The following is a 26,318-nucleotide window of genomic DNA, read 5'->3' as shown; positions in this document are numbered from 1 at the left end:
GGATTGCCGCCCGCATCAGCAGCGCCCACGCCCCGGCGCGCCCCCTGCGCGCCCGGACGTGAACCGGGTGCGGGGGAGTGCGGTTGGCCTGGCGTGACTTGCCGGGGTCGGGGGTGTACCAGGTTCCGTGCGTGCCGGCAACGCCCACGCCCCCCGCGCGCCCCGCCGCGGCCGGGCGGGAACCTGGACGCCTGGCGACAATCGTGTGCCGCACAGGCGCCGGGACCTGAGCCCGGGGCGGCCGGCCCCGGGCCGGTTACCAGGGCGGGTTCGGTCAGCCGGAGCACCTGGAACCCGCCGCGTGCGAGGCCGGCGCCCCGCGATCAGCGGGCCGGCCGACCCGCAGGAGGGGCCAGTGTGCGAGGTCCCGCAGCAGTTGCCGGTCGTGTGTCGCGACGACCACGGCGGCGCTCGTCTCCCGGATCGCGTCGGTCAGTTCGTCGACCAGCCGTGCTGAGAGATGGTTGGTCGGCTCGTCGAGCAGGAGCAGCGAGGGCCGGCCCGCCAGCGCCAGCGCCAGGTCGAGGCGCCGCTGCTGCCCCTGCGACATCCGCCCCACCGGCGTCCGCGCGGCCTCGGCGTCGAGCAGCCCGAGGGACGCGAGCGGGACCGGCTCCGCGCCGTGCGGCAGCCCCCGGCCCGTCAGCCGCCCCACGTGGCGCTCGTACACCTCGCGGGCGGTGAGCGCGGGTTCCTGCTCGGCGGTCTCCTGGGTCACCTGGACGACCCGTGCCCCGTCCGCTGTCCGCACCCAGCCGTCCGTGGGCCGGAGCGCGCCGGCCAGCACCGCGAGCAGTGTGGACTTTCCGGCGCCGTTCGGTCCGGTGACGAGGAGTCGGTCGCCGCCGTCGAGGGTGAGGTCGACCGGACCGGCCAGCCGCCCGGCCACGGTGACGCCGTACGCCCGCAACTGCGGCGCGCCCGGCCGCACGCGTGTCTCCGGCCACCGCAACGTCGGCGGCGGCTCCGGCACATCGATGCGGTGTGCCCGCAGTGCCTCCTGCTGCCGGTGCAAGGCCTGCACGACACCCGGTGCGCGGGACTGACGCTGGTGCTTGCCCGTTCCCTTGTCCGGCCGCCAGCCGGTGGAGAGCCGGTCGCGGGCCGTCGACACCGCGTCCCGCAGCCGCAGATGCTCGGCCTGCTGCTGTGCGTAGTCCTGTTCCCAGCCTTCGCGTTCGCGACGCCGGGCGTCCTGCCAGGCGTCGTAGCCGCCGGCGTAGAGGCGCGGCTTCCCCGCACGGGTCGGGTCGAGATCGACGAACCGGTCCGCGACGTCGCGCAGCAGCGCCCGGTCGTGGCTGACGACGGCGAGACCGCCGTCGTGCTCGCGCAGCCGGCCGGTCAGGAAGTCGAGCCCGGCCGCGTCGAGGTGATTGGTCGGCTCGTCGAGCAGCAGGACGTCGTGCCGGGCGCCGAGCAGGCACGCCAGACGGACGCGGTAGCGCTGCCCCACGGAGAGCGTCACCAGCGGGCGCTCCCGGTCGGTGCACGCGCCGAGCGCCGCGAGGGCGACGTCGACCCGGCGTTCGGCGTCCCAGGCGTCCAGCCGGGTGGCCGCGTCGAGCGCGTCGGCGTAGCGCCCGTCGGCGCCGGGGACGCCCTCGGCCAGGGCGAGGGCCGCCTCGTCCAGCGCGCCGAGGGCCGCGAGGGAAGCGGCCAGCGCGGCGGACGTCAGGGTGCCGACGGTCTCGCCGTCACGCGCGGACAGTTCCTGGCGGGCCAGGCCGATCGTGCCCGTCCGCCGTACCGTCCCCTCGTCGGGTGCGACGAGTCCGGCGAGGAGGTGCAGCAGGGTCGTCTTGCCCCGGCCGTTCTCGCCGACGACGGCGATCCGCGACCGGGCGGAGACGGTGACCGAGAGGTCGTTGAGGACACGCCGGGACCCACGGGTCACGGTGACGCCTTCGGCCCGTACGTGCGCGTCACCGCCTGCGCCGACGGGCAGTGAGAAGGCGTGGGGGTCTGGGTTGAGGTTCAACGGATGCTCCGCAGCTCGCAGTGGAGCCGGGCAGCACAGGGAAGCCGCCCGGCAGGAACCGGAACGGCGTGCGCGGATTCAGCAGGAAGGGCGCCGCCGTCAGCGGGCGGATCGGACCTTCTGCGACCAGATACCTCGTGCCATGTCCGTCAGACTAACAACGCCGGCGCCCTCCCCTCACCTGGATTACGGCCGGCGGCGGACCGCGCCGGGACGGCCGACAGAATGACGTCATGGCCGTCACCTCGCGAAACCCCCACAACACCAGGAGCGTTGCGGTACGGCGGCGCCTCGCGGCGGGCGCCGCCGCGCTGCTCGTCACGGGCGCGGGACTGGGAATGAGGGCAGTGGCGACCGGTGAGGTGGCCAAGTACGGCGGGGACGCCCTGTACACGCTGCTCGTGCTCGCCCTCGTCGTCCTGGCGGCGCCGCGTGCGGCCGCGCTGCGGACCTGTGCCGTGGCGCTGGCCGTGAGCTGGGGAGTCGAGTTCCTGCAACTCACCGGGCTGCCTGCGGACCTCTCCCGGCGCAGCTCGGCCGCCCGCTGGGTGCTCGGATCCACCTTCAACGCGCCGGACCTGTTCTGGTACGCGGTCGGCGCGGCCGCCGGCTGGCTCGTCCTGACGGTGAGCGGGATGCGCCGACGTGCCCCCTCGCTTGCCGAGTCTATCGAATTTCGATAGCTTCCCATCGAGATTCGATCGAATCCCTCGGCTTTCGGTGACCGCAAGGAGCACAGCCATGCCCGCAACAGCCCGCACTCCCCGCCACCCCGGAGACACGGCCGGTACCGATGTGCTGGTGGTCGGGGCCGGGCTGGCCGGTCTGCACGTCGCCACGCTCCTCGCCCGGCAGGGCCACGACGTGCTGCTCGTCGACCGGCGAACGACCCTGGCCGGGGCGATCCGCACCACGGGGATCTTCGTCCGCAAGACGCTCGACGACTTCCCGCTGCCCGACGAGCACCTCGGACCCCCGATCCGGCGCGTGCTGCTCTATCCCCCCGGCCTGGACCGCCCCGTCAGCCTGGTCAGCGACCGCGACGAGTACCGGGTGGGCGACATGGCACGGCTTTACCAGGCGGCGGCCGCGGTCGCGGTCGACGCCGGCGTGCGGATGGCGCTGGGTACCCGCTACGCCGGCCGGCGGGGCGATGCCTTTCACCTGATCGGGCGAGACGGGCCGACCGCGGTCCGGGCGCGCTACGTCGTCGGCGCCGACGGCGCCCGGTCGAGCGTCGCCCGCGACCTCGGCCTCGACCGCAACCGCCACCTGCTGGTAGGCGCCGAAGAGGTCTTCGAGGTGTCCCCGAACGGCGAAACCCCCACCTTCCACTGCGTTCTCGACCCCTCCTTCGCACCCGGATACCTGGCCTGGGTGGTCAACGACGGACAGCACGCCCATGTCGGTGTCGCCGGCTACGCCGACCGCTTCCCGGACGGTCTGCGCCGGGCCGCGGAACGCTTCAGTGCCTCGGCGCCCGGACTGGCCGGCATCGACCGTCCCGAGGCCGTGGAGCGCCGCGGCGGCCCGATACCCGTCGGCGGCGTGCTGCGCCGCATCAGCTGCGCCGACGGCCTTCTCGTGGGGGACGCCGCCGGAGCCGTCTCCCCCCTCACCGCCGGCGGCCTCGACCCCTGCCTCCGGCTGTCCGAACTGGCCGCCTCCGTCCTCGACGACGCGCTGCGCTCCGGGAGGCCGGACGCGCTGGCCCACTACAGCGGTGCCGGTCTGCGGGCGAGTTTCCGGGGACGGCTCTCGCTGCGCCGGGCGCTGGCCCGGGTACGGACACCGGCGGCGACGTCGGCGGCGTTCACCCTGCTGCGCACACCGCCGGGCCGGGCCGCGGCCGGCCGGATCCTCTTCGGTGACCGGTCCTTCCCCGACCGGCCCGCCCCTCGCGCCGTCGCCGCACAGCACTGACGTCACCGGCGTCGGCCGCCTCGGGCCGGGTGGCGCCCGGCATGCGCGGGGATGACACCCGTAGCAGGCTGGGACCATGTCCGCCGACCAGCCCATCGTGATCTACCCGCCCGGTGAGGACGGCGGCCGGCGGGTCCGTGCGGGTGCGCGGTTCCTGGGGATGGCGTACGGGCTCCTCGACGTCGTGGAGTTCCTGCGCCTGGCCGGGCTGGACGAGGTGGACGACGACTGGATGCGTCGGTCCGCGACGGTCGAGTGGCGCGGCGGCGGCCCGGACGTGTGGATCGCCCGCGGCTGACCGGACGCCATGACCCGGGTGTCGGCGCCGTCCGGCACGATGGGGCACATGGGTGAACTGGTGGAGCGGGTCGACGAGGACGACGAGATCCTCGGCGTCGTCAGCAGGGGCGACGCCATCCGCGGGAGGTGGCTGCACCGCATCGCGACGGTCGTGTGCCGCGACACCACCGGGCGGATCCTCGTACACCGCCGTCCGCTTGACGCCGAACGATTCCCGGGAGGGATCAACTGGATGCTCGGCGGTGCCGTGGAGGTCGGTGAGTCCTACGAGGAGGCCGCGGTGAGGGAGTTGGCGGAGGAACTGGGCGTGCGGGCCCGCCCGGAGTTCGTGTTCAAGTTCAGGTGCGCCGGCGCGATCAGCCCCTACTGGCTCGGACTGCACGAGGCCGTCGTGACCGGACCCTTCAGGCCCGACCCCGAGGAGATCGCCCGGCACGACTGGCTGACGGAGGCCGAACTCGGGGAACTGGTCCGGCACGAGGCGTTCGTTCCCGACGCCCGTGAGGCGTTCGAGCGGTACTCCGCCCTCGGGTGAGCGTTCGCGCGCAGCGGGCGGGGCGGGTCACCATGGCAGGAAGTGGGGGCGGGCCGTCTCGTCGTTCCGGAGGACGCACACGGTGGACATCCTGCTGCCCGTCCTGTTCGCGCTGGGCGCCGCGTTCAGCAACGCCCTCGCGACCGTTCTCCAGCGCAAGGCCGCCCTGAGCGTGCCGCGTTCCGACAAGCTGCGCGCCGGGCTGATGCTCGATCTGCTCCGGCGTCCCGTCTGGCTCCTCGGCATCGTCGCCGTCATCGCCGCGGCCGTCTGTCAGGCCGTGGCCCTGGCGACGGGACCGATGACGGTCGTTCAGCCGCTCCTGGTGCTGGAGCTGCCGCTCGCCCTGGTCATCGCCACGGTGCTGCTTCAGGGCCGGCTGTCCGCCGCAGGCTGGGCGGCGGTCTGCGCGGTGGTGGGCGGGCTCGCCGTGGCCCTGGTCGCCGCATCGCCCGAGGGCAACCGCACGCACGTACCGATGGACCGGTGGATCCCGGCACTCGCCGTGTGCACCGCCGCGATCGTCGGTCTCGTGCTCGCCGCGCTGCGCAGGCCCGAGGGCCGGGGACGCGCCGCGTGCTTCGGGCTGGCCACCGCGGTCTCGTACGCCGTGACGGCGGCCCTGATGAAGACGTCGATGCACACGCTCGACGACGGCGGTCCCACCGCGTTCCTCACCACCTGGCAGACCTACGGCTTCGCCCTGTACGGCGCGTGCGCCCTGTTCCTCCTGCAGAACGCGATGCAGTCCGGGCCCCTCGTCGCCTCACAGCCGGCCATCACACTCGGTGACGCGAGCGTGAGTCTGGCGCTCGGCATCACGATCTACGCCGAGTATGTGAGAGGAGGCTGGTGGCTCGTGCCCCAGATCCTGGGCGCCGCGCTGATCGCCGCCGGTGTGCTCGCCCTCTCGAAGCTGCCGCTCGCCCGGTCCCTGACCGGTGAGCAGCGTGACACCGCTGCCGCCGAGGCCCCGTAGGCGGCCCGTGCAACCCCCGGCCGCATGGATCCGCCGCCCCACTCCCGGTCAGCACCGGGCACCCGGCGCCGGGCGGACAACGCCGGAACGCGGTCGGCGCGCACAACACGGGGGCGCCGGCCGCGCCTGGTCACTCCCGTTGTCCCCACGCCATCGCCATGCCCGGCCCGAGCTCGGCGAGCCGCGGGGAGGACAGGTACGCCAGGGCCTCCTTCACCACATCGGCGTCGACACGGCCCGTCGCCTCCAGCGCCGGCCTCATGCGGCTCCACGTCTCGGACCAGAAGAGGGCCAGCGGGCCGCCGGGCACCAGCGGCGGGCAGAACACCTCCGCGGCGACGTTCCGCAGGCCCTCCTCCCGCAGGAAGCGGGGGTAGGCGGGCACGGCCGAGATGTCGGTGCCGATCGTCGAACCGAGCGCCTGCCACATGGCGTCCATGGTGCGCCGGTAGGCAGAGGGCGGGGCGAGGACGTCGGGCAGTTCCACCGCGTCACCGAGCACCAGCAGTCCGCCGGGGTTCAGCCAGCCGGCCAGCCGTGAGACGAGCCGACGGCGGTTCGGCAGATGCATCAGAACGAACCGGGCATGGATCACGTCGAACGTACCGGGACGCAGCCGCTCGTCGGTGATGTCCGCGGTGAGCACCCGCAGCCGGCGATCGTCCCAGAGAGCCAGCGCGTCGGTGTCCCGGTCCAGGGCGACCACCTCCTCGACGCCGGCCGTCTCCAGCAGCCACCGCACCACCGTCCCCGTCCCCGCGCCCACCTCCAGACAGCGCAGACCGGGCCCGACGCCCAGTGCCCGCAGGCGACGCGTGGTGAACGGGTCGTACACGAGCGCCGCCGCGTCGATCCGTTCGGCCTCGCGCGGGTGCTCCGGTTCGAACAGGCTCTCCCCGTACCCGCCGGCCGGCGGGTCGCCCCGAGGATCGGCATCGCTCACGACCGCGCGTCGCCTTCCGCCTCGACCTTGCGCCAGAACGCGTCGACACGGGTGTTGAACACGTCGGGGACCTCCTGGAAGGGCTGGTGCGCCTCCCCGGGCATCACCTCGAACTCGGCGCCGGGAATCCTGTCCGCGACGACGCGGCCGAGGCGCGGCGGCGCGGCGAGATCGTCTCCCCCGGCCAGGACGAGTGTGGGTGCGGCGATGTCCGGGAGCCGGTCGAACGTGTCGTGCTCGGTGAACGCCGACAGCTGGCGCCGGAAGGCGTCGGCGGACTGGGGGTGGGGGAAGGCCAGCGCCTCGTCGACGAACCGGTCGACGGTCCCGTCCGCATGCGCCCGCGCCGTGTAGACCCACAGGTAGAACGCCTCGAGCATCGCGCGCTCGCTCGGAGCCCGCTCGACCATCCAGTGCCAGAAGTCCGCCATCCGGCGGAAGTAGGCGTCGGGGCGCGCGCAGGTGCTCATCAGCACGAGGCTGCGGACGAGTCCGGGATGCCGCAGTGCGAGCTCCTGGGCGATGAAGCTGCCTCCGGAGAAGCCGACGACGTGCGCTGCCGGGATCGTCAGCGCGCGGAGCACCGCGGCGGCGTCGTCGGCCATCCCGTGCACCGAGAGGGGCCCTTCGGGCAGTGGGGTGCGTCCGACTCCGCGGTTGTCGAAGGCGGTGAGCCGGCGGCGGTCCGCCAGCCCGTCGAGCTGTGCCTGCCACACCTCGGCGGGATCGCCGAGTCCGGAGACCAACAGAACATCCGGTCCTTCGCCCCGGCGCTCGACCCAGAACCGCGTACCGCCCGCGTCGATCATCTCGCCCATTTCCGGCCTCCTGAGCGCGTGGGAAACCAAGAAGGAGCCTTCCTGCCCACCGTCTCACAACGGGCCCGGGGCGGCGCGTGGACGGCCGGTCCCACCGCGGGGGTTCACCCCGCACTAGTGTCGGCACATGAGCGAAGACTCCCAGCGTTCCGTCGTCGTCGAGCGCACCGCCTCCGGCCACTTCGTCGCCACCAACGTCCGTGGCGGCACGCTCCGCTTCGGTACCGCCTCCGACGACGGCCGTCCCGCCGAATTCACTCCGGTCGAGCTGCTGCTCGCCGCGATCGGAGGCTGTACCGCCGCGGACGTCGACGTGGCCGCCGGCCGCCACGCCGAGCCCACGCGGTTCTCGGTCTCGGTGACGGGCGACAAGATCAGCGACGAGCTGGGCAACCGCATGACCGGCCTCGTGGTCACCTTCGACATCGAGTTCGCGGACGGTGAGGGCGCGGACCGCGCCCGCGCGATCGTTCCCCGCGCGGTGAAGGCCTCCCACGACCGCCTCTGCACGGTCAGCCGTACGGTCGAGGCCGGCACGCCCGTCACGACGGTGATCAAGGGCGCCTGACGGGGCGCAGCCCGCCGTCCGCGCCGCCGGAGGGCTGCACCCCTCTTGCCTTTCTGTCATGTCACCGACATTCTCGGTTCGGGATGTCTACTCGCATAGATCCCGCTCCACGGCTCCACCTGGCAGTCCGAAACCGACCACTCGACCCAGGAGGATCGATCCACGTGAGACCCCGTCACCCCCGTCGGCGCGCCCTCGGCGCCCTCGCCTTGTGTCTGATCACCCTCTGCGCCGGCCAGACCCTGACCGGGCCATCGGCCACGGCGGCCCCGACGGCCCCCGCGACCGGCAACGCCGTCCTCGCCGCCGAGGACGGCGCCGCGCGGGCCCTGGCCGCCTCGCTCACCGACCCCGCCTGGCGTGCCCGCGTACAGAGGGCGGCGCTCACCTCCGACGAGGTGACCGTCACCGCCCTGGCCCGCCGCGCGGACAGCCCCCTCACCTCGACACTGGCCGCGGCCGACCGCCGGATAGCCACCGCCAAGGGACTGGACCCCGACGTCGGCCCGCTGCTCCGGCTGCGGCTCGGGGACGCCTCCATGCGCACGGCGCTCGCCGCCGGGACCACTCCCTGGGTCGCCGTGGCGACGTCGGACGACGACGCCACCCGCGTCACTGCCTACGACCCCCTGGGCCGGGCGCACACGCTCGACGCGCACACGGCCCCCGCCCGCCCCGTGTACGTCCTCGACATCGACGGCTCCAAGGCGCTCACCGCGGGCCTGGACATACTGAACCAGGAACTCGCGCGGCACGGTGTGCGCTCCGCCGCGCCGCTCACCGCCCGCCCCGCGCGGACGCAGACCTCCGCCGCCGGCTTCTGGACCACGCGCATCTCCGCGGTGCGCCTCTCGGACGACGAGGAACCCTGGATCAAGGGCGACGCCGAGGTCTACACCCTGGTCACCGGCTTCGGCCACGACGGCAAGGTCAGGGTCGACCCCGTCGACATGCCGTACCTGGACGACGACGGCACCGTCTACCGGCCCCGGCAGATCCTGGTCAACTGGTCCTCCTACAAGTACGACCTGGCCGACGCGGTGATGATGGAGGAGGACGGCAGCACCAACTACCGCGACCTCGCCAAGGCGATCGCCGCCGTGCTGCTCACGATCACCGACCAGGGCGCCTACATCCCCCTGGTGAACGCCGTCATGGACGCCATCCCGGACGACTGGTGGACCGACGACCCCGACTACGTCGACTCCTGGTACACCCTGGCCCGGGACGACGACGGCACTCGCCACGGCGCCCGGGGGAACGGGTGGATGACCGTGGAGCCGTACTACGTGCAGCAGTTCTGACCCGCGCCGGCGACGGCGCGACGGGCCGGCCGGAACGGCTTCCCGCCGGCCCGCTCAGTCGATGCCGCTGGGAGTGGGCTGCGGCGTACGCCCGGCGAGCACCTCCTGGAGCCGCTCCGTGCCCTGCTCCACCGCGGCCGAGGTGGTGTCGTGGTCGGCCCCGTCGAGTCCGCCGTTGGTGACCGTGATGGCGCTCGTCCCGATCCGGACGACGGCGACATCCAGGCTCAGCGTCACGGGACTGCCGTTGCTCGTGCCCTTGACGGTCACCGTCAGCCCCTGGCGGTCATCGCCGGCGTCCGGCAGCGACATGTCGATGACCTGGACGGTGCGGTCGCCGTCGTCACCGCCGGTCAGGGTGAACTGGTCGCAGGTGTCAGGCAGCGAATGCAGCCACTCCATGGAGTCGTCGAGACCGGCCTTGTCGTACGCGGCGACCTGGTAGAGCAGCCGCGAGTCGCCCTCCTGGAACCCGGTGAGCGCCGACGCCCCGGACGGACGGCCCAGCAGGGTCTCGTCGTAGAGCGCGTCGACGAGGCGCCGGCAGTCGGCGGCGTCGCTCCGGCCCTCGAGGAACGCGGCCACGTCGACTTTGCCCACCAGCAGGGAGTCCCGCCAGTCCTGTGGGTTGTCGACCTGCGTCCAGTCGCCCTCGATGTCCGCCGGGGTGATCAGCGCGTTCCGCGCGCCGGTCTCGGTCAGTTCCTCACCGGGCGACGGGGAGGCGGGCGCCGACTCGGGCGACGTGGTCTGCGCGGCGAGACCGCGCTCGGCCACCGTGGCGGAGGTCTCCGACGCGGACGGTGCGCTGTCGTCCGCGCCGGAACAGGCCGCCGTGGCGAGCAGCGTCCCGGCGGCCAGGGCGACGGCCGGGACGCGGAGAGAACGGGCGAACGGGCGGGGGGTGGTCACACATGCCTCCTGAGGACGGGACGGCCGCCCGGTGCCGGCCTGCCCCGGGCGCTTTTCCCCCCGTCCCTCACCGCACCATCGCTCCGCCCGGGTGACCAGTGCAGCGGAGGCATACAGGTGAGGCGCGCGCTTCCGGGTGTTTCCCCAGGGGCGCTGATACGTTCCGCTTGCAACGGTATGTCCTGGAAGGAATGCAGCCACGTCCCCCACCGACCACGGCCCGATGTCCGATCCCGCAGCGGCCAAGCGTCACCCGACCCTGTTCCGTGCCGTCCGGCGTCGCCAGAACCCTCGGCTGCGCCGGTCGGACATCACGGTGACGGACGAACGGGCGGTCAAGCGCGCGGTCAAGGCCGCCTCGCTCGGCAACGCCATGGAGTGGTTCGACTTCGGTGTCTACGCCTATCTCGCTGGCACCATCGGCCGCGTCTTCTTCCCCTCCGGGAGCGAGACCGCGCAACTGCTGTCCTCCTTCGCCACCTTCGCCGTCGCCTTCCTCGTGCGTCCGCTCGGCGGCATGGTCTTCGGACCGATGGGGGACAAGGTCGGCCGCAAGAAGGTGCTCGCGCTGACGATGATCCTCATGGCGATCGGCACCGCCGCGATCGGCATGCTGCCGACCTACGCGGCCGTCGGCTTCTGGTCCCCGGCGCTGCTGATCGTCTTCCGGCTGCTCCAGGGCTTCTCCACCGGCGGTGAGTACGGCGGCGCCTCCACCTTCATCGCGGAGTACGCCCCGGACCGCCGGCGCGGCTACTTCGGCAGCTTCCTGGAGCTGGGCACGCTGGCGGGCTACACCGGTGCGGCGGTCCTGGTGACAGGGCTCACCGCCTGGCTCGGCTCCGACACCATGGACGCCTGGGGCTGGCGCATTCCGTTCCTGATCGCGGGACCGCTGGGCATCGTCGGCATCTACCTGCGGCTCAAGCTGGACGACACCCCGGCGTACCTGAAGCTGGAGGAGGGCCAGGTCCACAACTCGGATGCGGCGAACACGGTGGAGAAGACCGCCCACGGAGACCTCGCCAAGATCTTCCGGCAGCAGTGGCGCGCGCTGGTGCTGTGCATCGCGCTGGTCGGCGCGTACAACATCACCGACTACATGCTGCTGTCGTACATGCCGACCTACCTCTCCGACGAACTGCACTACAGCGAGACCCACGGGCTGCTGATCCTCGTGGTCACCATGGTGGTGCTGATGTCGATCATCAACCAGGTGGGGCGGCTGAACGACCGGTACGGCCGCAAGCCGTTGCTCATGACCGGCATGCTGGGCTTCTTCGTCCTGTCCGCCCCGGCGTTCGTCCTCGTGCAGCAGGGCAGTCCGCTCGCCGTCTCGGCCGGCATGCTGATGCTCGGACTGTCCCTGGTCTGTCTGCTCGGCACCATGTCGGCGGCGCTGCCGGCCATGTTCCCGACCTCGGTGCGCTACGGCTCACTGTCGGTCGGCTACAACCTCTCCGCCTCGCTGTTCGGCGGCACCACACCCCTGGTCATCACCGCCCTGATCGGTGTGACCGGCTCCGACATGATGCCGGCGTACTACTCGATGGCCGCGGCTCTGGCGGGCGTCATCGCGGTGGCCTGCATGAAGGAGACGGCGCAGCAGCCGCTCGAGGGGTCGCCCCCCTCCGTGCAGACCGAGGAGGAGGCGGCGGAACTGGTCCAGGCGCAGGCGCCGTCACCCAAGTTCTGACGTACCGCCAGGTCAGGAGCGGGCGCCGGAGCCCGAAGCGTCCTCGTCAGTCCTCCGCCCAGCCGTCCTCGCGGACACGGGCGGCCAGGTCGATCTTCGTGTAGGTCGGGCGGCCCGCCTGCTGGTACTTCTCCTTCACGCGGTCGAGGTAGTACTTGGCCGTGTGCGGACTGACCCCGGCGCGCCGCGCCGTGGCCTTGAGGGTGAGACCGGAGGCGTACTCCAGGAGCACCTGACGTTCCTTCGGCGACAGCCTGGGCCGTGCCGGGGCGTCGTCGTGCGCCCACGCGAAGGCCAGCTCCGCCGAGTGGACCGTTCCGCCCGCGGCCACCTCCTCGACCGCCTTCACCAGCGTCGGAAGGTCGTGGTCCTTGGTCAGGTAGCCGTCCGCGCCGGCGGCGATCGCCGCGACGATCCTGCGCCGGTCGGCCACCGTGCTGATGACGAGCACACGCGCGCCCGTGGCGCGCAGCCGCCGGATGTTGTCCGGCGGCTCCGACCCGTCGCGGAGCACGAGGTCCAGCAGGACCACGTCGTACGGCGCCGCACCCGTGCCGCTCGGTCCGCCCAAGTCACCGGTCCGCCCCAACAGTTCCTCCACCGTGCACGCCGTCGCGGCGAGGACCACCCCCGGCACGCCGTCCAGCCAGACGTGCAGCCCGTCGAGCAGCATCCGGTCGTCGTCGACCACGGCCACGCTGATCACGCGGGCCACCGCAGGGCCACGCGCGTGCCCTCGCCGGGCACGCTGTCCACCTCCGCCGCACCGCCCGCCTCACGCATCCGTGCGCCGATCGACGACCGCAGTCCCAGACCCTCGCCCACGGTGCCGGGGTCGAAGCCGGTGCCGCGATCCACGACCGTCACCACGACCCCGTCGCCGTCGCCCGTGACCGTCACGAACGCGCGGCGCGTGCCGGCGTGCCGCAGCACGTTGTTGAGTGCTTCCGTCACCGCACTGCCCAGCGCGGCCGCCGCATGGGGCGGTATCTCCGCCGACGCGTCGTACTGGGCCGTCACCCGCAGCCCCAGGCTCTCCACCGAGCGCACCGCGTGCTCCACGGCGGCCGCGGTGCCCGAAGCGGCATCCTCCTCGCTCTGCTGCTGTACGAGTCGTCGCAGGTAGGCGGCCTCCCTGCCGCAGCGCTCCCGCACGGCCGGGGCGTCGGCGTCGGCCCGTCCGCTCGCGATGGCGGTGAGCGTGGCCAGCACCGTGTCGTGCAACGCCCGGTGGTGCGCCATGCGTTCGGCGTACCGGGCCCGTGCCGCCTCGGCGACGACGGCCTGCTCGGTGGCGGCGTCGAGCAGACTCCCCTGCCGGCGCAGGTACCACCAGAAGACGCGCGCCAGTACGGCCGAGGAGACCAGGGCATTGAGGTGTGCGGCGATCACGGCGATCTCCGCACCGGCCATCCAGTAGCCGGCCGTGTGCGTGGCCATCAGTGCCGCCACCGCGCCGGCCACGGCCCGGCCGAAGGCCACGGCGCAGACGGCGCTCGCCGACCCGCCGAGCAGCATCGCCCAGCCGAGGTCCGACGGCCGGTCCGCCCCGCCCGCGTGGACCGCGAACGGCAGCACACAGCCGACGAGCACCAGGTCCACGAGCGGCGGCCGGACGCCGAACCAGCCGCGGGAACGCGCGCCGCCGAAGACCTGCACGCTCGAACCGAGCGCGGCCGACAGCCCCAGCCACGACCAAGCGCTGCCGCGCTGGTGCTGGACCACGGCGAGGACACCGACGACCAGATGGCTGGCCCGGTACAGACCGGTCGCCAGAATCATGAACGACTGGGCCCGCTGCAGACCCGACCCGAGGCTCACGGCACCCCTCCCGCACCCACGCAACCCCCCTGAACCGGCGGTACAGCCGGGCACCGGCGACCCGCTAGTTTCGGGTGCGTTCCGGCGCCGGTCACGACGAGCCATCAGATCATCACGTGAGGTCGCGACGCCGGTCAGTATCCGGGCAAAGAAGGAGGAAAAGTGGCTAGAAGTGTGCGTGGCGGAGGCATCGCCGCGTTCTTGGCGGCGCTGCTCGTTCTGCTCGTCTCCGGTACGGCCACCGCGGCCGATCCGCCGATCCGTTACACGGGCTGGATCACCAACGCGGCGATATACGAGATGCGGGCCTCGTATTCGTGGCAGTGCATGGACGTGCGCGGCGAGTCGCAGAACCCGGGCGCCGTCGTCCAGCGCTACGACTGCAAGGGCAGGCTGCACCAGCGCTTCTACTTCATGCCCTCCGGCACCCCGGGCCTGTTCATGATCGGGGTGTACGGGAAGTACTGCGTGGGCGCGCAGAACGCCTCGGTCGCCGACGGCACCCCGATGGTGATCGGTCACTGCCAGGGGCCGGGCCAGCATTTCCGCTGGGTCGACCAGGGCAACGGCCACTGGGAGATCGTGGAGGCCGCCAGCGGCAGGTGCCTGATCGACGGGGGCCGCCGGGAGGCGATCCGGCTGGGTGCGTGCGGCAACATCGCCGAGCCCTACCCGAGTCTGTGGACGCCCCGCTACGACCGTCAGTACAACTACACCAGCGTGTGGGGCTGACGGTCCCGGAGGCCGGGCCCGGCGGACCGGGTGAAGGGTGGCGCGGTGGGTACGGGGGCCCGCCGCGCCACGGTCGCGGCCGGACGAGGGCCGGCGGACCCGAGGGGGCGCGGACGGTCAGAGGCCGGCGAACAGGCCGTCGAGCGGGGCGGGTACGCGGTCGGGACCGAGGGCCTCGACGAGTACCCGACCGTAGTGGATCTTGCGCCCCTTCTTGGTGCCGAGGAAGCGCCGGAGCTGCTGTTCCGGGGCGCGGCCCTGCTGTGCGGGCTGGCGCAGGAAGGTCCGCAGCGGGCGGTCGTCGCCCTCCTCCCGGATGATCTCCTTCACCCGGTGCACGCCCAGGGCCCGGATGAGCTCGTCCTCCAGATCCGCCGCACAGACGTGGATCCCCCGTCCTTGCGCACCGGCCCGCTCCAGGCCGCGGGCGTAGTGGCCGAACTCCGCCTCGTCGCACAGCCCGGTGAGGCGCAGGTCCAGGCCGGCCGGCCCTAGGAGGCCGGCGAAGCGCCCGACGCTCATCGCACCGCCCATCGGAAGGACGCAGACCCCTTCGGCCGCCAGGTCCCGGCCGCGGCTCGCGGCCAGTGCGTCGACCGCCGCGGCGTCGCTCAGGCCTTCGAGCAGGACGGCCGTCCGGACCTCCACCCGCGCGGCCAGTTCGCGGGCCTCGTCACCCCCGGCGCCCGCCGCCCACGCGATCACCGCTGCCCGGAACGCGTTCATGTCCGCCATGGGGCGAGTCTCGCGTCCTTTCCGGCCGCCCGGTAGCGATTTTCCCCTCCCGTCCTTGGCGCGCTCCTGACAAAAGGGGGTTTCCGTGGCACTCTGCGTGACGCACGTCTGTCCGCACAGCTCTTCGTTCCCCCCACCCTGCCCGGACCCGAACGGTCCCGGCACGGCAGAAGGAGGCATGCGTGAGACGCCACCGCACCACAGCGGGCGCCCTGTTGGCCCTCGGAGCCCTGCTCACCGGCGGCCTTGCCGGCGCCGGCACCGCAAACGCCGCACCCTCCGGCACGGCTGACGGAGCATCGGCCGCGACCCGCACCGTCCCGCCCGCCGAACGGCAAGCCGCCCGCACGTTCTGGACCGCCGACCGGATGCGCACTGCCACACCGCTCGATCCCGAGCTGAGCCCCGCGGCCGCCGGGACTCCGAAGGCACCCGCGCCGTCCGACGCGGGCGGGACGACCGTCGTACCGGGTGCCGCCCCCGCCGCCTTCCCTCAGCCCGGCGGGCCGTGGACCGGCGGCGGAGCGGTGGTGTCCACCTCGGGCCGGGTGTTCTTCACCTTCCAGGGACGCACCGCCTCCTGCTCCGGCAATGCCGTCACCAGCCAGAACGCCAGCACCGTCATCACGGCCGGGCACTGCGTGAAATACCAGGGGAGCTGGCACACCAACTGGGTCTTCGTGCCCGCGTACGACAACGGCAGGGCCCCGTACGGCCAGTGGGCCGCCACCAGCACACTGACCACCCCGCAGTGGGAGGCGAGCGAGGACATCAACTACGACGTCGGAGCGGCCGTCGTGGGACCCCTGGACGGGCAGCGGCTCACCTCGGTCGTCGGCGGGCAGGGCTTGCAGTTCAACGGCGGCTACAACAAGCGGATGTACGCCTTCGGCTTCCCCGCCGCAGCCCCGTACGACGGCACGAAGCTCGTCCACTGCAGCGGCAACAGCTCGAAGGACTTCCTCTTCTCGCAGGACCACAGCCTCGGCTGCAACATGACCGGAGGCTCCAGCGGCGGCCCCTGGTTCACCGGATTCGACGAGACGACGGGCATGGGCCTGCAGGTCTCGGTGAACAGCTTCGGCTACACGTTCCTGCCGAACAGGATGTTCGGCCCCTACTTCGGCGACGAGGCCAAAGCCCTGTACGACAGGGCCCAGACCTCCTAGGGCCGTCGTCACATTCCCGTCTGCCGTGCGACGCCATGGATGCTCCGCCGCCGCCCTGAAGGCGCGGGAGGTGCTCACACTCGCCGCACCGGGCCCTGACCCGCGTACATCCCGTACGAGGCTCAGGGCCCGGAACTCCCCCCAGCCTTCGGCCGGGGGCCCCAAAGCGCTCACCTGACGCCGCACGGCCCGCCCTTCGGGCGGACGACGGGAATGTGACGACAGGACCTGGTCCCGACGGCCGGCGCGACGTCGCACACACCGTGCGCCGTGCACACCGTCTTGCGCCGTCCGCAGCTCAACGGGCCATCGTCTTGCGCATCGCGGGACCCGGCCCACCCTTCGCGCACGGCCCGCCTAGCGTGGGCGCATGAACCACCCCACCACGCACCAGGCGCCCCACGGCACGCACCACGACCACCGGCACGAGCCCGGGCACGACATGGGTGACCAGGCGGAGATCCTCGACCTGGACGCGGAAGTACTCGCCGGCCACACCGCGTCCATCACCGCCTGGCTCCCCCTGCGGACCGCTCCTCGCCACATCGTGGACCTGGGCTGCGGAACCGGCGCCGGCACCCTCGCCCTGCTCGAACGCTTTCCCGAGGCCGAGGTCACCGCCGTCGACTCGTCGGCCGCCCACCTTTACCGACTGCAGCAGAACGCGACAGCAGTGGGGGCGGCCGACCGGGTGCGCCCGGTGCGGACGGACCTCGACGCGGCGGAGTGGCCCGAACTCGGCGCACCGGAGCTCGTCTGGGCCTCGGCCTCGATGCACCACATGGCCGACCCCGACGCCGCGCTGCGCAAGGTGCACGCGATGCTCGCCCCCGGTGGACTGTTCGCCGTCGTCGAACTGGCCGGCTTTCCCCGCTTCCTGCCCGGGCACGCCCCGGAAACCGCTCCCGGTCTCGAGGAGCGCTGCCACGCCGCGCTCGGCCACCACCACGACGCTCACGTGCCCCACCGGGGAGCCGACTGGGGGACCATGCTGGCCGGAGCCGGCTTCACCGTCGAGGGCGAACGCACCATCTCCGTCGACATCGGCTCGTCCCGGACCGACGCCGTGGGCCGCTACGCCCTCAGCAGTCTGCGCCGCATCCGGGCCGGCGTCGCCTCCGCCCTGACGGCCGAGGACCTCACCGCCCTCGACCAACTGCTCGACACCGACGGTCCGCACAGCATCCTGCGCCGCGGCGACCTGGCTGTGCGCACCGAGCGCACGGTGTGGGCGGCACGCCGCAGCTGAGAGGGCGACAGGCGCATCGCAGCCGCCGCCGGACCGGGCAGGTAGGCTCGAACCTCACGTCCATGTGAGAGATCAGTTGCCGCGGTCACGGAGGAGGATGCCATGCGCATCGGAGAGCTCGCGGCACGCACCGGGGTCAGCGTCCGCTCGCTGCGCTACTACGAGGAACAGGGGCTGCTGACCAGTACCCGCAGTGCCGGCGGACAGCGGCACTACACGGAGCACGAGGTGGAGCGGGTCGAGTTCATCCAGCGCCTGTACGCCGGGGGCCTGTCCAGCAGGACCATCCTCGAGGTGTTGCCCTGCGCCGACGCGCCCAGCGAGGAACACTCCGACGCCGCGCTGGAGAGGCTGGCCGAGGAGCGCGACCGGCTCTCCGCACACATCGCCGACCTCGTGCGGACCCGGGACGCGCTCGACGGGCTGATGACCGCCGCCCGGGCATACCGCGACACCCTGCGTCCGGCAGCGACCGGCTGACGGGGGGACGCACCCGGTGAGGCTGGCGGGAACCCGTTGGAGAGTGTCACCCATGCCTCTGGGCGGCCGGTGGGCGGCCGCATAGCTTCGGTGCTGTCCGAAAGACCGGACATCCACACCGAAGGAAACGCCGGATGCACGCTCAGATCGTCCTGTTCAATGGTTTCGACCCCCTGGATGTCATCGCCCCCTACGAGGTCCTGCACGCCGGTGGAACCGCCTCCGGCGGCGCGGTGACCGTGGAACTGGTCTCCGCCGAAGGACCGCGCGAGGTGGTCAGCGGCACCAACGCGCTGACCCTGCGGGCCACCGGGACCCTCGACCCCCGGAACGCCGACCTGGTACTGGTCCCGGGTGCCGCGGGCCGTGTCGGCGAACCCGGCGAGGTGCCCGACCACGACGCGGGAGAGGGGGAGTGGCGGGAGGACGAACTCATCCCCGTGCTGCTGGGCCGCACCCTGACCACCGGACTGCCCGCGCTGCTGAAGGAAGCGGTGGAGAGCCCGGCGGTGACGGTCGCCACGGTGTGCGGCGGCTCACTCGTCCTGGCCATGGCCGGCCTGATCGAGGGCCGCCACGCCACGACCCACCACATGGGCATGGAGATGCTGGACGCCACCGGCGTCCACGCGGTGCACGCCCGCGTCGTCGACGACGGCGACCTCGTCAGCGGCGCCGGCGTCACCTCCGGCCTCGACCTGAGCCTCTACCTGCTGGAACGTGAGATCGGCCCGCGGATCGCGCACGCCGTCGAAGATCTCTTCGCTCATGAGCGCCGCGGCACGGTGTGGCACAACCGGGGACCGGTTCCGGTCGGCCGGTGACCACACTCCGTCGTCCCACGCCCGCCCCATCCGCACACACCGTCAGGAGCGGCATGCACACGAACGTCGAAGGTATCTGGGACCTGTCCATGGCCACCCCCATCGGCAGGATCAAAGCCGTGGCCGAATTCCGGAGGGAGGCGGACGCCCTGACCGGGATCGCCTACGGAACGGGGGAGGAGGTACCCCTGCACGACGTCGTCCTCGACGGACGCCGGGTCACCTGGAAGCAGTCCATCACCAGGCCCCTGAGGCTGAACCTGACCTTCGCGGTGACGATCCAGGGGGACACCTTGGAGGGAACCTCCAAGGCCGGGCGACTTCCGTCGTCCAAGGTCACCGGCACCCGCCGGCCCGCCTGAGGACGCCTGCGCGCATGGAATACCCCGTCCGTCGGCACTGTTGGGAGCGGTGAGCTGACATGCCTGAGTCAAACAGATCGGGCAGTGGCGGAAGGAGCACCTCATGGCACGCAGCACCGCGCGCCCCGTCGTCCGGCTGAAGTCGGCGGCAGGGACGGGCGTCACCTACGTGACCCGCAAGAACCGTCGGAACGACCCCGACCGGCTCGTGCTGCGGAAGTACGATCCGGTCGCCGGAGAGCACGTCCTCTTCCGCGAGGAGCGATGAGACCGACCCGTCAGGGCTTGACGGGCGGGCTCCGGCCTCGGACGGCCCGGTACCGCGTCGACGGTACCGGGCCGCCGGCCGTGGGGAGGGACACCGCGGCGCCTCCGCCTCGACGGGGGCCGGTGTGTGCTCCGCGCGGCTCAGCGGCGCCTCCGGCGGACCAGGCGGCGGAACGCCCTCGGCCCGGCGGCCGCCGGGGGCAGTGTGCCGGCCACCGCGTCGGCCAGCAGGGAGCCCACCGTCTCGGCCGCGCAGGCGCGGTTGGCGCCGATACCGCCCGAGGGGCCCCGCTTGCTCCAGCCGACCACATACGTCCCGGGCCGCCCGGTCACCCGGCCCCGCTCGTTCGGCACGGTCCCGGTGGCCTCGTCGAACGGCAGCCCCGCCTGGGGCACCCCGCGGTATCCGACCGCCCGCAGGACCAGACCGGCCGGGATCTCCCGTTCCCCGGCGCCGCCGGTGACCCGCAGGGCACGGGCGTCCTCGTCCCCGCACACCGCCTCCGGGGCGGAGAGGAAGCGGAACACGATGCGTCTGCGCCGTCCCCCGGCATCCGGCGGCAGAGACCAGTCGACGGACTCCCGTGGCAGCCCCCGCAGCACCGCGGCCTTGTCCCGCGGCGTCGCGGCGTCGATCGCGGTGCCGATGCGCGGATCGTGGTCGTCGATGAGCAGTTCCACCCCGGGAAGGTGCTTGAGGGCGAGCAGTTCGGACCTGGTGCAGGCCGCGTCCCGCGGGCCGCGACGCCCGAGCACCACCACCTCGCGCACCTTGCTGCGGCGCAGCTCCGCCAGCGCGTGACCGGCGATCTGTGTGCCGGCCAGGGCCTCCGGGTCCGTGACGAGGATCCGGGCGACATCGAGCGCCACATTGCCGTTGCCGACCACGACGACCCGTTCCGCCGACAGGTCGACCGCGTCCGGCGCGACCTCCGGATGCGCGTTGTACCAGGCGACGAACGTGGTCGCGGAGACACATCCCGGCCGGTCCTCGCCCGGGATGCCGAGCCGTCGGTCCGTGGCGGCACCCACCGCGTAGACGACCGCGTCGTGATGGGCGGCGAGTTCCTCCGCGGTGATGTCGGTGCCCACGTCGAGGCCGAGGTACATGCGCACCCGCGGGTGGGTGTGGAAGCGCGCGAAGGTCTCGCCCACCTTCCTGGTGGCGGCGTGGTCGGGTGCCACGCCGTACCGGACGAGCCCGCCGGCGACCGGGAGCCGGTCGATGAGCGTCACCTCGGCCCGTGTGTGCAGCAGCAGATCCTTGGCGGCGTACATCCCGGCCGGGCCGGTGCCGACGATCGCGACCCGCAGCGGCCCGAAGTCCGAAGGCAGGACCCGGTCGAAGGCCGGCGCGCCCCAGGCGTGGAAGTTCGGGCCCGTGTCCGTCGTTTCCGGGACCGGTTCCGTGTCCCCCGGTCCGCCGGGCTCGAAGTAGGCGGAGTTCAGCCGCGCGTACTCCCGCAGTCCGTCGGGCAGCCGGTCGACCGGGAAGACGGCGTCCACCGGACAGGCGTCGGCACAGGCGCCGCAGTCGATGCAGCTCTTCGGGTCGATGTGCAGCATCTCGGTGCTGCCGAACGCCCGCTCCTCGGGGGTGGGGTGGATGCAGTTGACCGGGCAGACGGCCACACAGGTGGCGTCGTTGCAGCAGGTCTGGGTGATCGCGAAGGCCATGGTCGTCCGCTCCGCAGAAGGCCGGTTCCGGTGGTCGGGTTCCTCAGATGAGATGGGCGCGCTTGTAGAAGAAGAGCGCGGGCCGGGTGAGCAGCCCCACCGAGGCCAGGAACTCCATCAGGCCCGAACAGCTCGCGCGCATCATCGACTTGTGGTGTTCGTTGGCCTTCGCCTCGCGGAGCGCGCGTTCCTCGTCCAGACCGGCGTTCGCGTAGACCTTTGGGTTCACCATGCTGGTGACGATGACGTAGGCCGCGACGGCGATCAGGACGGCGTGCACCCGGCGCCGCAGCCGCCCCGCACGCGCGAGGTGCCTGCGCGTCTCGTCACGGGCGAACTTCATGTGCCGCGACTCCTCGACGACATGGATGTTGTTGATGGTGCGCACGAAGGGGACGACCCGCTCGTCCCGCATCCAGTCGCGCTGCATGACGTCCAGGACCTCCTCGGCGACGAGGATCGCCGCGTACGCGGCCTCGCCGAAGGCGACGGTCTTGAAGAGCCTGCCGAGTTCGATCGCCACCCGGTGCGGGCGGTACGCCGGGGCCTGGAGCTTCTTCGCCCCGCGGGCGAACATGATCGAGTGCCGGCATTCGTCGGCGATCTCGGTGAGCGCCCACTGGACGGTGTCGTCCGTCGGGTCCTTGGCGTAGATGTCCCGGAGCACCATCTGCTGGAGGATCATCTCGAACCAGATGCCGGTGCTGGCCACGGACGCGGCCTCCTGGCGGGTCAGGGCCTTGCGCTGCGCGTCGCTCAACTCCTTCCAGTACGCCGTCCCGTAAAGGGTGCTCCATTCCGGGCTGGTGCCGTGGAAGCCCGTGTCGAGGGGCGTGTCCCAGTCGACGTCGGTGAGCGGGTCGTAGGAGAGCTGCGCGGAAGAGTCGAGCAGCCGCCGGGCTGCGCCGTCGTCGGAGGGCAGGCTACGGGCCTCCGGCTGTGAGGTGCTGCTGGCCATGCTGAGGGCTCCTCGGGTCGGGACCGTGAGTATTACCACGGGTAACAGCCGCCGCTTGCTGACGAACTGTATAGCAAGCGGCGTTCGCTTCCCACCCCTCGGGGGAGACGGATCCGGGCCAGATCCGGGCGCTGCACGACCGGGGCCGGCGTCCGTTCGGCTGGCATGCGTCCGGCCGCCGCGGGCATGGCTCGAAGGCACGGCCGACGTCGTCCACCTGAGCGAACCCGCGCGGTGGACACTTCGCTCCCTTCGAGGAGTCCGAGTCCCATGCGGAGGAACTGCTGCCCCTGCCGGGCGGCGGCGGACCGGCATGTCAGGGCCCTCGGCGATGCCGCCTCCCGAAGGGCTCAGAGGCCGCTGACCTTGCTGCTCGCCGAGACTTCGTAGACGAGGGTGACCGTGCGCCGGCCGCCGGGGGCCAGCGGGACGTTCCAGCGGACGATGCCGTCGTCGTCGACCGCGTCGGGCACCGGCGAACACGCGTCCCGGCGCAGGCGGACCTCCACCGCGGACACCTCGGAGACCGGGATGCGCTCCCGGAGGACGATCACCCGGTCGTCGTGCTCTCCGGGAGCCGAGAAGCGGGAGACGTTCAGCCGAACGGTACGGGTGAGCACGGTCCGCTGGGTGATTCCGGCGGTGTCACGGGTCTCCTCGGTGTGGCGCAGCACCCGGTGGTCGTCCCGGCTGCCGAAGGCGAGCTCGACGGGCGCGCCGGGGGCGGTGAAGTTTAGGGTGCCGCGCCCGACGAACCCGCTGCCGCCGATCAGGTCCACGGGTCCGGCCAGCAGCGCGTGGCCCGACCCGTTGTCGAACCGCACCACCTGGTCGACCAGCGGCGACAGCTCGGGCGAGCAGGCGTATTCGCTCCGTGCGGACGAGGTGAACGACGACAACGGCACACGGTGGGCGCGGCCGTCGGCCGGCACGGACACCGGCGCGGGGGAGCGCAGTACCCGCACCTCGCCGCCGTCGTCGACCCCCGGCAGCCCGAGCACGGGGGCGGGGCCGAGGTCCGCGACGTCCTCCTCGCGCAGGTCGACGTGCACGGTACGGCGTTCCGCGGCGGAGCGGTCGGTCAGCGTCAGCCGGTCCTCGACCAGCCGGGGCGGTTCCGTGGCCGCGGCGGAGCGGGCGGTGGACAGGGTCAGCCGTACGTCCGACCAGTCCTCGCCGGTGCGCTGCCAGACGATGGCGTCCGTGTCCAGGGTGAGTTCCGGCCCGTCGAGCACGGCCCGATAGGCGGGCCGCCACAGTGCGCACGGGATGAGGTGGCTCAGGCGCAGCTGGGCCTGCCCGGCGGCCTCGGCGTGGACGGTCAGCTCGATGTGGCCGGTCAGCTCCGCGGGCTCCCTCTCGGAGGCGTCCAGGGCCTGACGGGTCTCGGAGAGTTCGACGGCGATGTGGGCCAGCCTCGCCTCCACGGTGCGCAGTCGCTCCCCGTGGGTGTCGCGTTCGCCGTCCACCCGGTCCAGCTCCCGCCCCCAGCGGTCGCTCTCCGCTTCGCCGTGGCCGGCCCCCTCGCCGATCTCCCGGAGCAGATCGGCGGCCAACCGGGCGAGCAGATCGAGACGGACACCCAGCCGGTCGCGCTGCTGCTCCAGTGCCGACCGTTCCTCCTCGAGGGCCGTCACACGGCGGCGCAGCGCGGAGTCGTCGACGCCCGGCCCCGGCTCGCGAGGCGTCCAGGCGCGCACCATCCGTACGTCCAGCACGGTCGCCGGACGGTCCCCGGCCAGTTCGGCGTGCAGGGTACGGTCGACGGCCAGTGCACTGACCGGCCCCAGACGCAGCAGCCGGGTCCCGGCCTCCAGGTCGAGCACGGCGGTCCGCTCGATGTGCGCGCGGTCCTCCGTGCAGGTGACGGCGGTGACGGGCAGCGGGATCAGGGGGTTCTGCTCCGATGACGTGGACATGGTTGTGTCAGCTCCTGCGGTTGCCGCCCGTGAGGGCCTTGCCGGCGGGGATGCGGATCTCGTAGCCGCCGTCCAGGGCGGCGGTGCCGCCGGCGGGCAGTTCGACCCGCCACAGGCGCGTGCCCGGCGCGTGACGCTCCGGACCCTGGTCGTCGTCCTCGGGTGCCACCCAGTCGGCCCGTTCCTCGATGCGGACGTCCGCCTCGGAGGTGACGGGCACGCGTTCGCGCACCTCGACGGAGACCGGCACGGCGAGCCGGTTGGCCAGTTCCACGTGCACACGGTGGTCCAGCACGGTGACGTTGTTGCGCAGACCGGCGGTCGACTCGTGCAGGTTCGTACGGCGGGTGACCCCGATCGCCTCGGCCGGACCGAGCCCCACCCGGCACACTCCGCCCGGCGCGAGCGTCGGCAGGGAGGCGGTCAGCAGGTACTCCCCGTCCACGGAGACCTCCACCGGACCGGCCAGCAGGGCCTGGCCGGTCGCGTTGGACAGCACCAGGGTCGTGTAGACGGTCCGTTCCACGGACGGCACGCAGATGTACGCGGTGCGCAGACCGACCGGCACCTCACCGACGGTGACGCTGTGCCAGGTACCGTCCGAAGGGATGTCGGCGGGGGCGGCCGCATCGAAGCGGTGGTCGAAGGAGCCCGCGGACTCGCGCGGGCGCACGGTGTGTCCGGGGAGCGGCAGGGCGGCCACCGTCTCGGCGCGCCGTCGGTACTCGGCGGTCACCGGGTCGAAGCCGGCGCCGGGGAACAGCCGCCCCCTGCGGCCTTGCGGGTCGTCCGGGCCGCACAGGACGAGTGCGCTGTAGTCGAGCTCCGCGACGTCGGGCTGCGGCGGCCCCGCCACGGGAGCCGGTGGTGCGGCCGCGGGCGGAGCCGCGGACATCGCGGGCGGCGGGGCCGCTCCGGGGGCCGCGGGAGCCATGGCGGGGGCCGCGGCGGGCCTGGCGCCGGTGCGCGGCATGCCGCCGGGCCGGGGCCGGGACCGCGCCACGGTGTCCCCGGCACCAGTGCCGAACGCCTGAGGGATGTGCCCCTCCGCGTCACCGGGGAACTGCGGCCCGCCGTAGCCCCCCGGAGCGGGCGGGGGCGGTGCGACGGGAGCGGCCCCGACCATCGGGGGCGCGGCGTCCGGGCCGGGCCGCGGACCCGCGGCGTCGTAACCGGAGAAGAGATCGGTCAGACCCGCCGGGGGCTCCCGCCAGCCGGGGGGAGCGGGCGCGGGCTGACTGCGTCCGATCCGAACGGAGCGGAGCCGGGGCAGGTCGGTGCGCCGGCGCAGGTCGGCGGTGGCCAGGGCGATGCGCACCCCGGTCCAGTCCTCGCCCGTGCGCTGGGCGACCGAGGCCCGCAGCAACAGGCTTCCGCTCTCCTCGCCCTGACGGTGAGTGAGGCGGTAGGTCGGCACCCACACGGCGCCGGGCACCCCGTACTCCACCTCCACCTCGGTCTCCGCCTCACTCGCACCGTCGAGCGTCAGGACCGCGCAGAACGAGGCGGCCACGTGCGCCGACGGTGCGTCGGTGGAGGCACGGGAGAGCCGGTCCACCGCGACGGAGAGGTCGTGCTCGGCCCGGCGGAGCTCCTCCTCCAGTTCGCGGAGCCTGCCGTGCAGACCGGTCAGGCGTTCGTCGACGAAGGCGGAGAGGTTCAGCCACGCGTCGGCCGGTGTGCGGCGATGCGGGTCGTCCTTCCTGCGGGCGGGCGGCACCGGACGCAGCGCGCCGACCTCCTCGATCAGGGTCAGCTGCCGGTCCCGGCGGCCCTGCGCCGCCGCGCACACGTCACGCAGACGCTCCACTTCGCGCAGCAACTCGCCCGCCCGGTCCGCGTCGCGGGGTTCGGCCTCGACCTCCACCCGGGCCTCGGTGACGCGCGTCCCGGAGGCGTCGACGACACGGGCCCGCAGTGAATCGGGGTCCAGCGAGCGGGGCAGTCCCGTCACCCGCACCTGTCCGCCCGTCGGCACGGTGCCCCGGGCCAGGCGGCGGCAGAGCGCGCCCTGCGCGTACACCACCACCGAATCGAGAACCGACGCCCACCTCGGAGCCGCCCCAGCCGTCATGTGCCCCCCACGTCCGCCGTGCCCGTGCCGAGGGCAGCCTACGCCGTGCCGTCCCGCCTCAGGCGTCGTAGTAGCCTCTCCGCGGACATCAA

26 protein-coding genes are annotated in these 26,318 nt (G+C 72.9%); 15 read left to right on the top strand and 11 right to left on the bottom strand.

Annotated elements, in window-relative coordinates:
- Positions 1–274: 274 nt before the first annotated feature.
- Positions 275–1,981, bottom strand: a complete 1,707-nt coding sequence (locus ACZ44S_RS19900) for an ABC-F family ATP-binding cassette domain-containing protein (protein WP_466930781.1) — start codon at positions 1,979–1,981, stop codon at positions 275–277.
- A gap of 233 nt (positions 1,982–2,214) precedes the next feature.
- Here ACZ44S_RS19900 and ACZ44S_RS19895 point away from each other — a divergent pair, with 233 nt between their 5' ends.
- From ACZ44S_RS19895 to ACZ44S_RS19875, 5 genes are all read left to right on the top strand, one after another.
- Positions 2,215–2,664, top strand: coding sequence for a ribosomal maturation YjgA family protein (locus ACZ44S_RS19895; protein ID WP_466930779.1), 450 nt, complete (start codon positions 2,215–2,217; stop codon positions 2,662–2,664).
- Positions 2,665–2,722: 58 nt separating this feature from the next.
- Positions 2,723–3,904, top strand: a complete 1,182-nt coding sequence (locus tag ACZ44S_RS19890; protein WP_466930776.1) for an FAD-dependent oxidoreductase — start codon at positions 2,723–2,725, stop codon at positions 3,902–3,904.
- Positions 3,905–3,980: 76 nt separating this feature from the next.
- Positions 3,981–4,202 (top strand): hypothetical protein, encoded by a 222-nt coding sequence (locus ACZ44S_RS19885; RefSeq protein ID WP_190163062.1) that lies wholly within the window; start codon positions 3,981–3,983, stop codon positions 4,200–4,202.
- 48 nt (positions 4,203–4,250) lie between these two features.
- A complete protein-coding gene (locus ACZ44S_RS19880) occupies positions 4,251–4,739 on the top strand; it encodes an NUDIX hydrolase (protein WP_466930774.1) in 489 nt (162 codons plus the stop codon).
- Between the two features lie 82 nt (positions 4,740–4,821).
- Positions 4,822–5,718, top strand: coding sequence for a DMT family transporter (locus ACZ44S_RS19875; protein WP_466930772.1), 897 nt, complete (start codon positions 4,822–4,824; stop codon positions 5,716–5,718).
- 130 nt (positions 5,719–5,848) lie between these two features.
- On the opposite strand, the gene ACZ44S_RS19870 is transcribed toward ACZ44S_RS19875, so the two are convergent.
- Both ACZ44S_RS19870 and ACZ44S_RS19865 read right to left on the bottom strand, forming a co-directional pair.
- Positions 5,849–6,661, bottom strand: coding sequence for a class I SAM-dependent methyltransferase (locus ACZ44S_RS19870; RefSeq protein ID WP_466930770.1), 813 nt, complete (start codon positions 6,659–6,661; stop codon positions 5,849–5,851).
- Complete coding sequence (locus tag ACZ44S_RS19865) at positions 6,658–7,479, bottom strand: alpha/beta fold hydrolase (RefSeq protein WP_466930768.1); 822 nt, start codon at positions 7,477–7,479, stop codon at positions 6,658–6,660. Before ACZ44S_RS19865 ends, ACZ44S_RS19870 begins: the two co-directional genes overlap by 4 nt.
- A 127-nt stretch (positions 7,480–7,606) precedes the next feature.
- Here ACZ44S_RS19865 and ACZ44S_RS19860 point away from each other — a divergent pair, with 127 nt between their 5' ends.
- Positions 7,607–8,047, top strand: a complete 441-nt coding sequence (locus ACZ44S_RS19860) for an OsmC family protein (RefSeq protein WP_466930766.1) — start codon at positions 7,607–7,609, stop codon at positions 8,045–8,047.
- A gap of 164 nt (positions 8,048–8,211) precedes the next feature.
- Complete coding sequence (locus tag ACZ44S_RS19855) at positions 8,212–9,351, top strand: DUF3103 family protein (RefSeq protein WP_466930763.1); 1,140 nt, start codon at positions 8,212–8,214, stop codon at positions 9,349–9,351.
- 54 nt (positions 9,352–9,405) lie between these two features.
- Here the strand turns inward: ACZ44S_RS19855 and ACZ44S_RS19850 are convergent, their stop codons facing one another.
- Positions 9,406–10,263 (bottom strand): hypothetical protein, encoded by an 858-nt coding sequence (locus ACZ44S_RS19850; protein WP_466930760.1) that lies wholly within the window; start codon positions 10,261–10,263, stop codon positions 9,406–9,408.
- A gap of 223 nt (positions 10,264–10,486) precedes the next feature.
- Here ACZ44S_RS19850 and ACZ44S_RS19845 point away from each other — a divergent pair, with 223 nt between their 5' ends.
- Positions 10,487–11,959 carry an MFS transporter gene (locus ACZ44S_RS19845; RefSeq protein WP_466930758.1) on the top strand — a complete coding sequence of 491 codons (1,473 nt, stop codon included), beginning with the start codon at positions 10,487–10,489 and terminating at the stop codon, positions 11,957–11,959.
- Between the two features lie 46 nt (positions 11,960–12,005).
- Here ACZ44S_RS19845 and ACZ44S_RS19840 read toward each other — a convergent pair whose 3' ends face one another.
- Positions 12,006–12,665, bottom strand: coding sequence for a response regulator (locus ACZ44S_RS19840; protein WP_466930755.1), 660 nt, complete (start codon positions 12,663–12,665; stop codon positions 12,006–12,008).
- Positions 12,662–13,780, bottom strand: coding sequence for a sensor histidine kinase (locus ACZ44S_RS19835; protein WP_466930752.1), 1,119 nt, complete (start codon positions 13,778–13,780; stop codon positions 12,662–12,664). The genes ACZ44S_RS19840 and ACZ44S_RS19835 overlap by 4 nt, the downstream gene beginning before the upstream one ends.
- Positions 13,781–13,942: 162 nt before the next feature.
- Here ACZ44S_RS19835 and ACZ44S_RS19830 point away from each other — a divergent pair, with 162 nt between their 5' ends.
- Complete coding sequence (locus tag ACZ44S_RS19830; protein ID WP_466930749.1) at positions 13,943–14,512, top strand: RICIN domain-containing protein; 570 nt, start codon at positions 13,943–13,945, stop codon at positions 14,510–14,512.
- Between the two features lie 117 nt (positions 14,513–14,629).
- Here ACZ44S_RS19830 and ACZ44S_RS19825 read toward each other — a convergent pair whose 3' ends face one another.
- On the bottom strand, positions 14,630–15,247 hold the full coding sequence (locus ACZ44S_RS19825; protein ID WP_466930746.1) for a TOPRIM nucleotidyl transferase/hydrolase domain-containing protein: 618 nt from the start codon (positions 15,245–15,247) through the stop codon (positions 14,630–14,632).
- 182 nt (positions 15,248–15,429) lie between these two features.
- On the opposite strand from ACZ44S_RS19825, the gene ACZ44S_RS19820 reads away from it, so the two are divergent.
- From ACZ44S_RS19820 to rpmG, 6 genes are all read left to right on the top strand, one after another.
- On the top strand, positions 15,430–16,416 hold the full coding sequence (locus ACZ44S_RS19820) for a trypsin-like serine peptidase (RefSeq protein WP_466930744.1): 987 nt from the start codon (positions 15,430–15,432) through the stop codon (positions 16,414–16,416).
- Between the two features lie 370 nt (positions 16,417–16,786).
- On the top strand, positions 16,787–17,665 hold the full coding sequence (locus ACZ44S_RS19815; protein WP_466930741.1) for a class I SAM-dependent methyltransferase: 879 nt from the start codon (positions 16,787–16,789) through the stop codon (positions 17,663–17,665).
- Between the two features lie 102 nt (positions 17,666–17,767).
- Entirely contained in the window at positions 17,768–18,145 is a 378-nt protein-coding gene (locus tag ACZ44S_RS19810; RefSeq protein WP_466930739.1) for a MerR family transcriptional regulator, read from the top strand.
- A 134-nt stretch (positions 18,146–18,279) separates the two neighbouring features.
- Positions 18,280–18,969: a DJ-1/PfpI family protein gene (locus tag ACZ44S_RS19805; RefSeq protein WP_466930737.1), complete on the top strand. Its 690-nt coding sequence runs from the start codon at positions 18,280–18,282 to the stop codon at positions 18,967–18,969.
- Positions 18,970–19,022: 53 nt separating this feature from the next.
- Positions 19,023–19,331 (top strand): hypothetical protein, encoded by a 309-nt coding sequence (locus tag ACZ44S_RS19800; protein WP_466930734.1) that lies wholly within the window; start codon positions 19,023–19,025, stop codon positions 19,329–19,331.
- A 103-nt stretch (positions 19,332–19,434) separates the two neighbouring features.
- Positions 19,435–19,599, top strand: a complete 165-nt coding sequence (gene rpmG / locus ACZ44S_RS19795; protein WP_190163083.1) for a 50S ribosomal protein L33 — start codon at positions 19,435–19,437, stop codon at positions 19,597–19,599.
- A 140-nt stretch (positions 19,600–19,739) separates the two neighbouring features.
- Here rpmG and ACZ44S_RS19790 read toward each other — a convergent pair whose 3' ends face one another.
- The 4 genes from ACZ44S_RS19790 to ACZ44S_RS19775 all read right to left on the bottom strand — a co-directional run bounded on the left by ACZ44S_RS19790 (position 19,740) and on the right by ACZ44S_RS19775 (position 26,226).
- Positions 19,740–21,275, bottom strand: a complete 1,536-nt coding sequence (locus ACZ44S_RS19790) for an FAD-dependent oxidoreductase (RefSeq protein WP_466930731.1) — start codon at positions 21,273–21,275, stop codon at positions 19,740–19,742.
- A gap of 43 nt (positions 21,276–21,318) precedes the next feature.
- The gene (locus ACZ44S_RS19785) at positions 21,319–22,233 is read right to left on the bottom strand and encodes an AurF N-oxygenase family protein (RefSeq protein WP_466930730.1); all 915 of its coding nucleotides are present in this window, start codon (positions 22,231–22,233) and stop codon (positions 21,319–21,321) included.
- Between the two features lie 350 nt (positions 22,234–22,583).
- Positions 22,584–24,152: a mucoidy inhibitor MuiA family protein gene (locus ACZ44S_RS19780; protein ID WP_466930728.1), complete on the bottom strand. Its 1,569-nt coding sequence runs from the start codon at positions 24,150–24,152 to the stop codon at positions 22,584–22,586.
- 7 nt (positions 24,153–24,159) lie between these two features.
- Complete coding sequence (locus ACZ44S_RS19775; RefSeq protein WP_466930725.1) at positions 24,160–26,226, bottom strand: DUF4139 domain-containing protein; 2,067 nt, start codon at positions 26,224–26,226, stop codon at positions 24,160–24,162.
- Between the last annotated feature and the right edge of the window lie 92 nt (positions 26,227–26,318).

The sequence above is a fragment of the Streptomyces malachitofuscus genome (genome assembly GCF_055571035.1).
Note: the sequence above shows the minus strand (reverse complement) of the source record. Positions and strands in the feature narration are given on the sequence as shown.

Excerpts from the sequence above, each read along its gene's own strand:
- ACZ44S_RS19865 (WP_466930768.1), bottom strand. The coding sequence starts at position 7,479 with ATGGGCGAGATGATCGACGCGGGCGGTACGCGGTTCTGGGTCGAGCGC.
- ACZ44S_RS19860 (WP_466930766.1), top strand. The coding sequence starts at position 7,607 with ATGAGCGAAGACTCCCAGCGTTCCGTCGTCGTCGAGCGCACCGCCTCC.
- ACZ44S_RS19790 (WP_466930731.1), bottom strand. The coding sequence starts at position 21,275 with ATGGCCTTCGCGATCACCCAGACCTGCTGCAACGACGCCACCTGTGTG.
- ACZ44S_RS19800 (WP_466930734.1), top strand. The coding sequence starts at position 19,023 with ATGCACACGAACGTCGAAGGTATCTGGGACCTGTCCATGGCCACCCCC.
- rpmG (WP_190163083.1), top strand. The coding sequence starts at position 19,435 with ATGGCACGCAGCACCGCGCGCCCCGTCGTCCGGCTGAAGTCGGCGGCA.
- ACZ44S_RS19845 (WP_466930758.1), top strand. The coding sequence starts at position 10,487 with ATGTCCGATCCCGCAGCGGCCAAGCGTCACCCGACCCTGTTCCGTGCC.
- ACZ44S_RS19885 (WP_190163062.1), top strand. The coding sequence starts at position 3,981 with ATGTCCGCCGACCAGCCCATCGTGATCTACCCGCCCGGTGAGGACGGC.
- ACZ44S_RS19780 (WP_466930728.1), bottom strand. The coding sequence starts at position 24,152 with ATGTCCACGTCATCGGAGCAGAACCCCCTGATCCCGCTGCCCGTCACC.
- ACZ44S_RS19775 (WP_466930725.1), bottom strand. The coding sequence starts at position 26,226 with ATGACGGCTGGGGCGGCTCCGAGGTGGGCGTCGGTTCTCGATTCGGTG.
- ACZ44S_RS19805 (WP_466930737.1), top strand. The coding sequence starts at position 18,280 with ATGCACGCTCAGATCGTCCTGTTCAATGGTTTCGACCCCCTGGATGTC.
- ACZ44S_RS19815 (WP_466930741.1), top strand. The coding sequence starts at position 16,787 with ATGAACCACCCCACCACGCACCAGGCGCCCCACGGCACGCACCACGAC.
- ACZ44S_RS19890 (WP_466930776.1), top strand. The coding sequence starts at position 2,723 with ATGCCCGCAACAGCCCGCACTCCCCGCCACCCCGGAGACACGGCCGGT.
- ACZ44S_RS19895 (WP_466930779.1), top strand. The coding sequence starts at position 2,215 with ATGGCCGTCACCTCGCGAAACCCCCACAACACCAGGAGCGTTGCGGTA.
- ACZ44S_RS19880 (WP_466930774.1), top strand. The coding sequence starts at position 4,251 with ATGGGTGAACTGGTGGAGCGGGTCGACGAGGACGACGAGATCCTCGGC.
- ACZ44S_RS19825 (WP_466930746.1), bottom strand. The coding sequence starts at position 15,247 with ATGGCGGACATGAACGCGTTCCGGGCAGCGGTGATCGCGTGGGCGGCG.
- ACZ44S_RS19810 (WP_466930739.1), top strand. The coding sequence starts at position 17,768 with ATGCGCATCGGAGAGCTCGCGGCACGCACCGGGGTCAGCGTCCGCTCG.
- ACZ44S_RS19785 (WP_466930730.1), bottom strand. The coding sequence starts at position 22,233 with ATGGCCAGCAGCACCTCACAGCCGGAGGCCCGTAGCCTGCCCTCCGAC.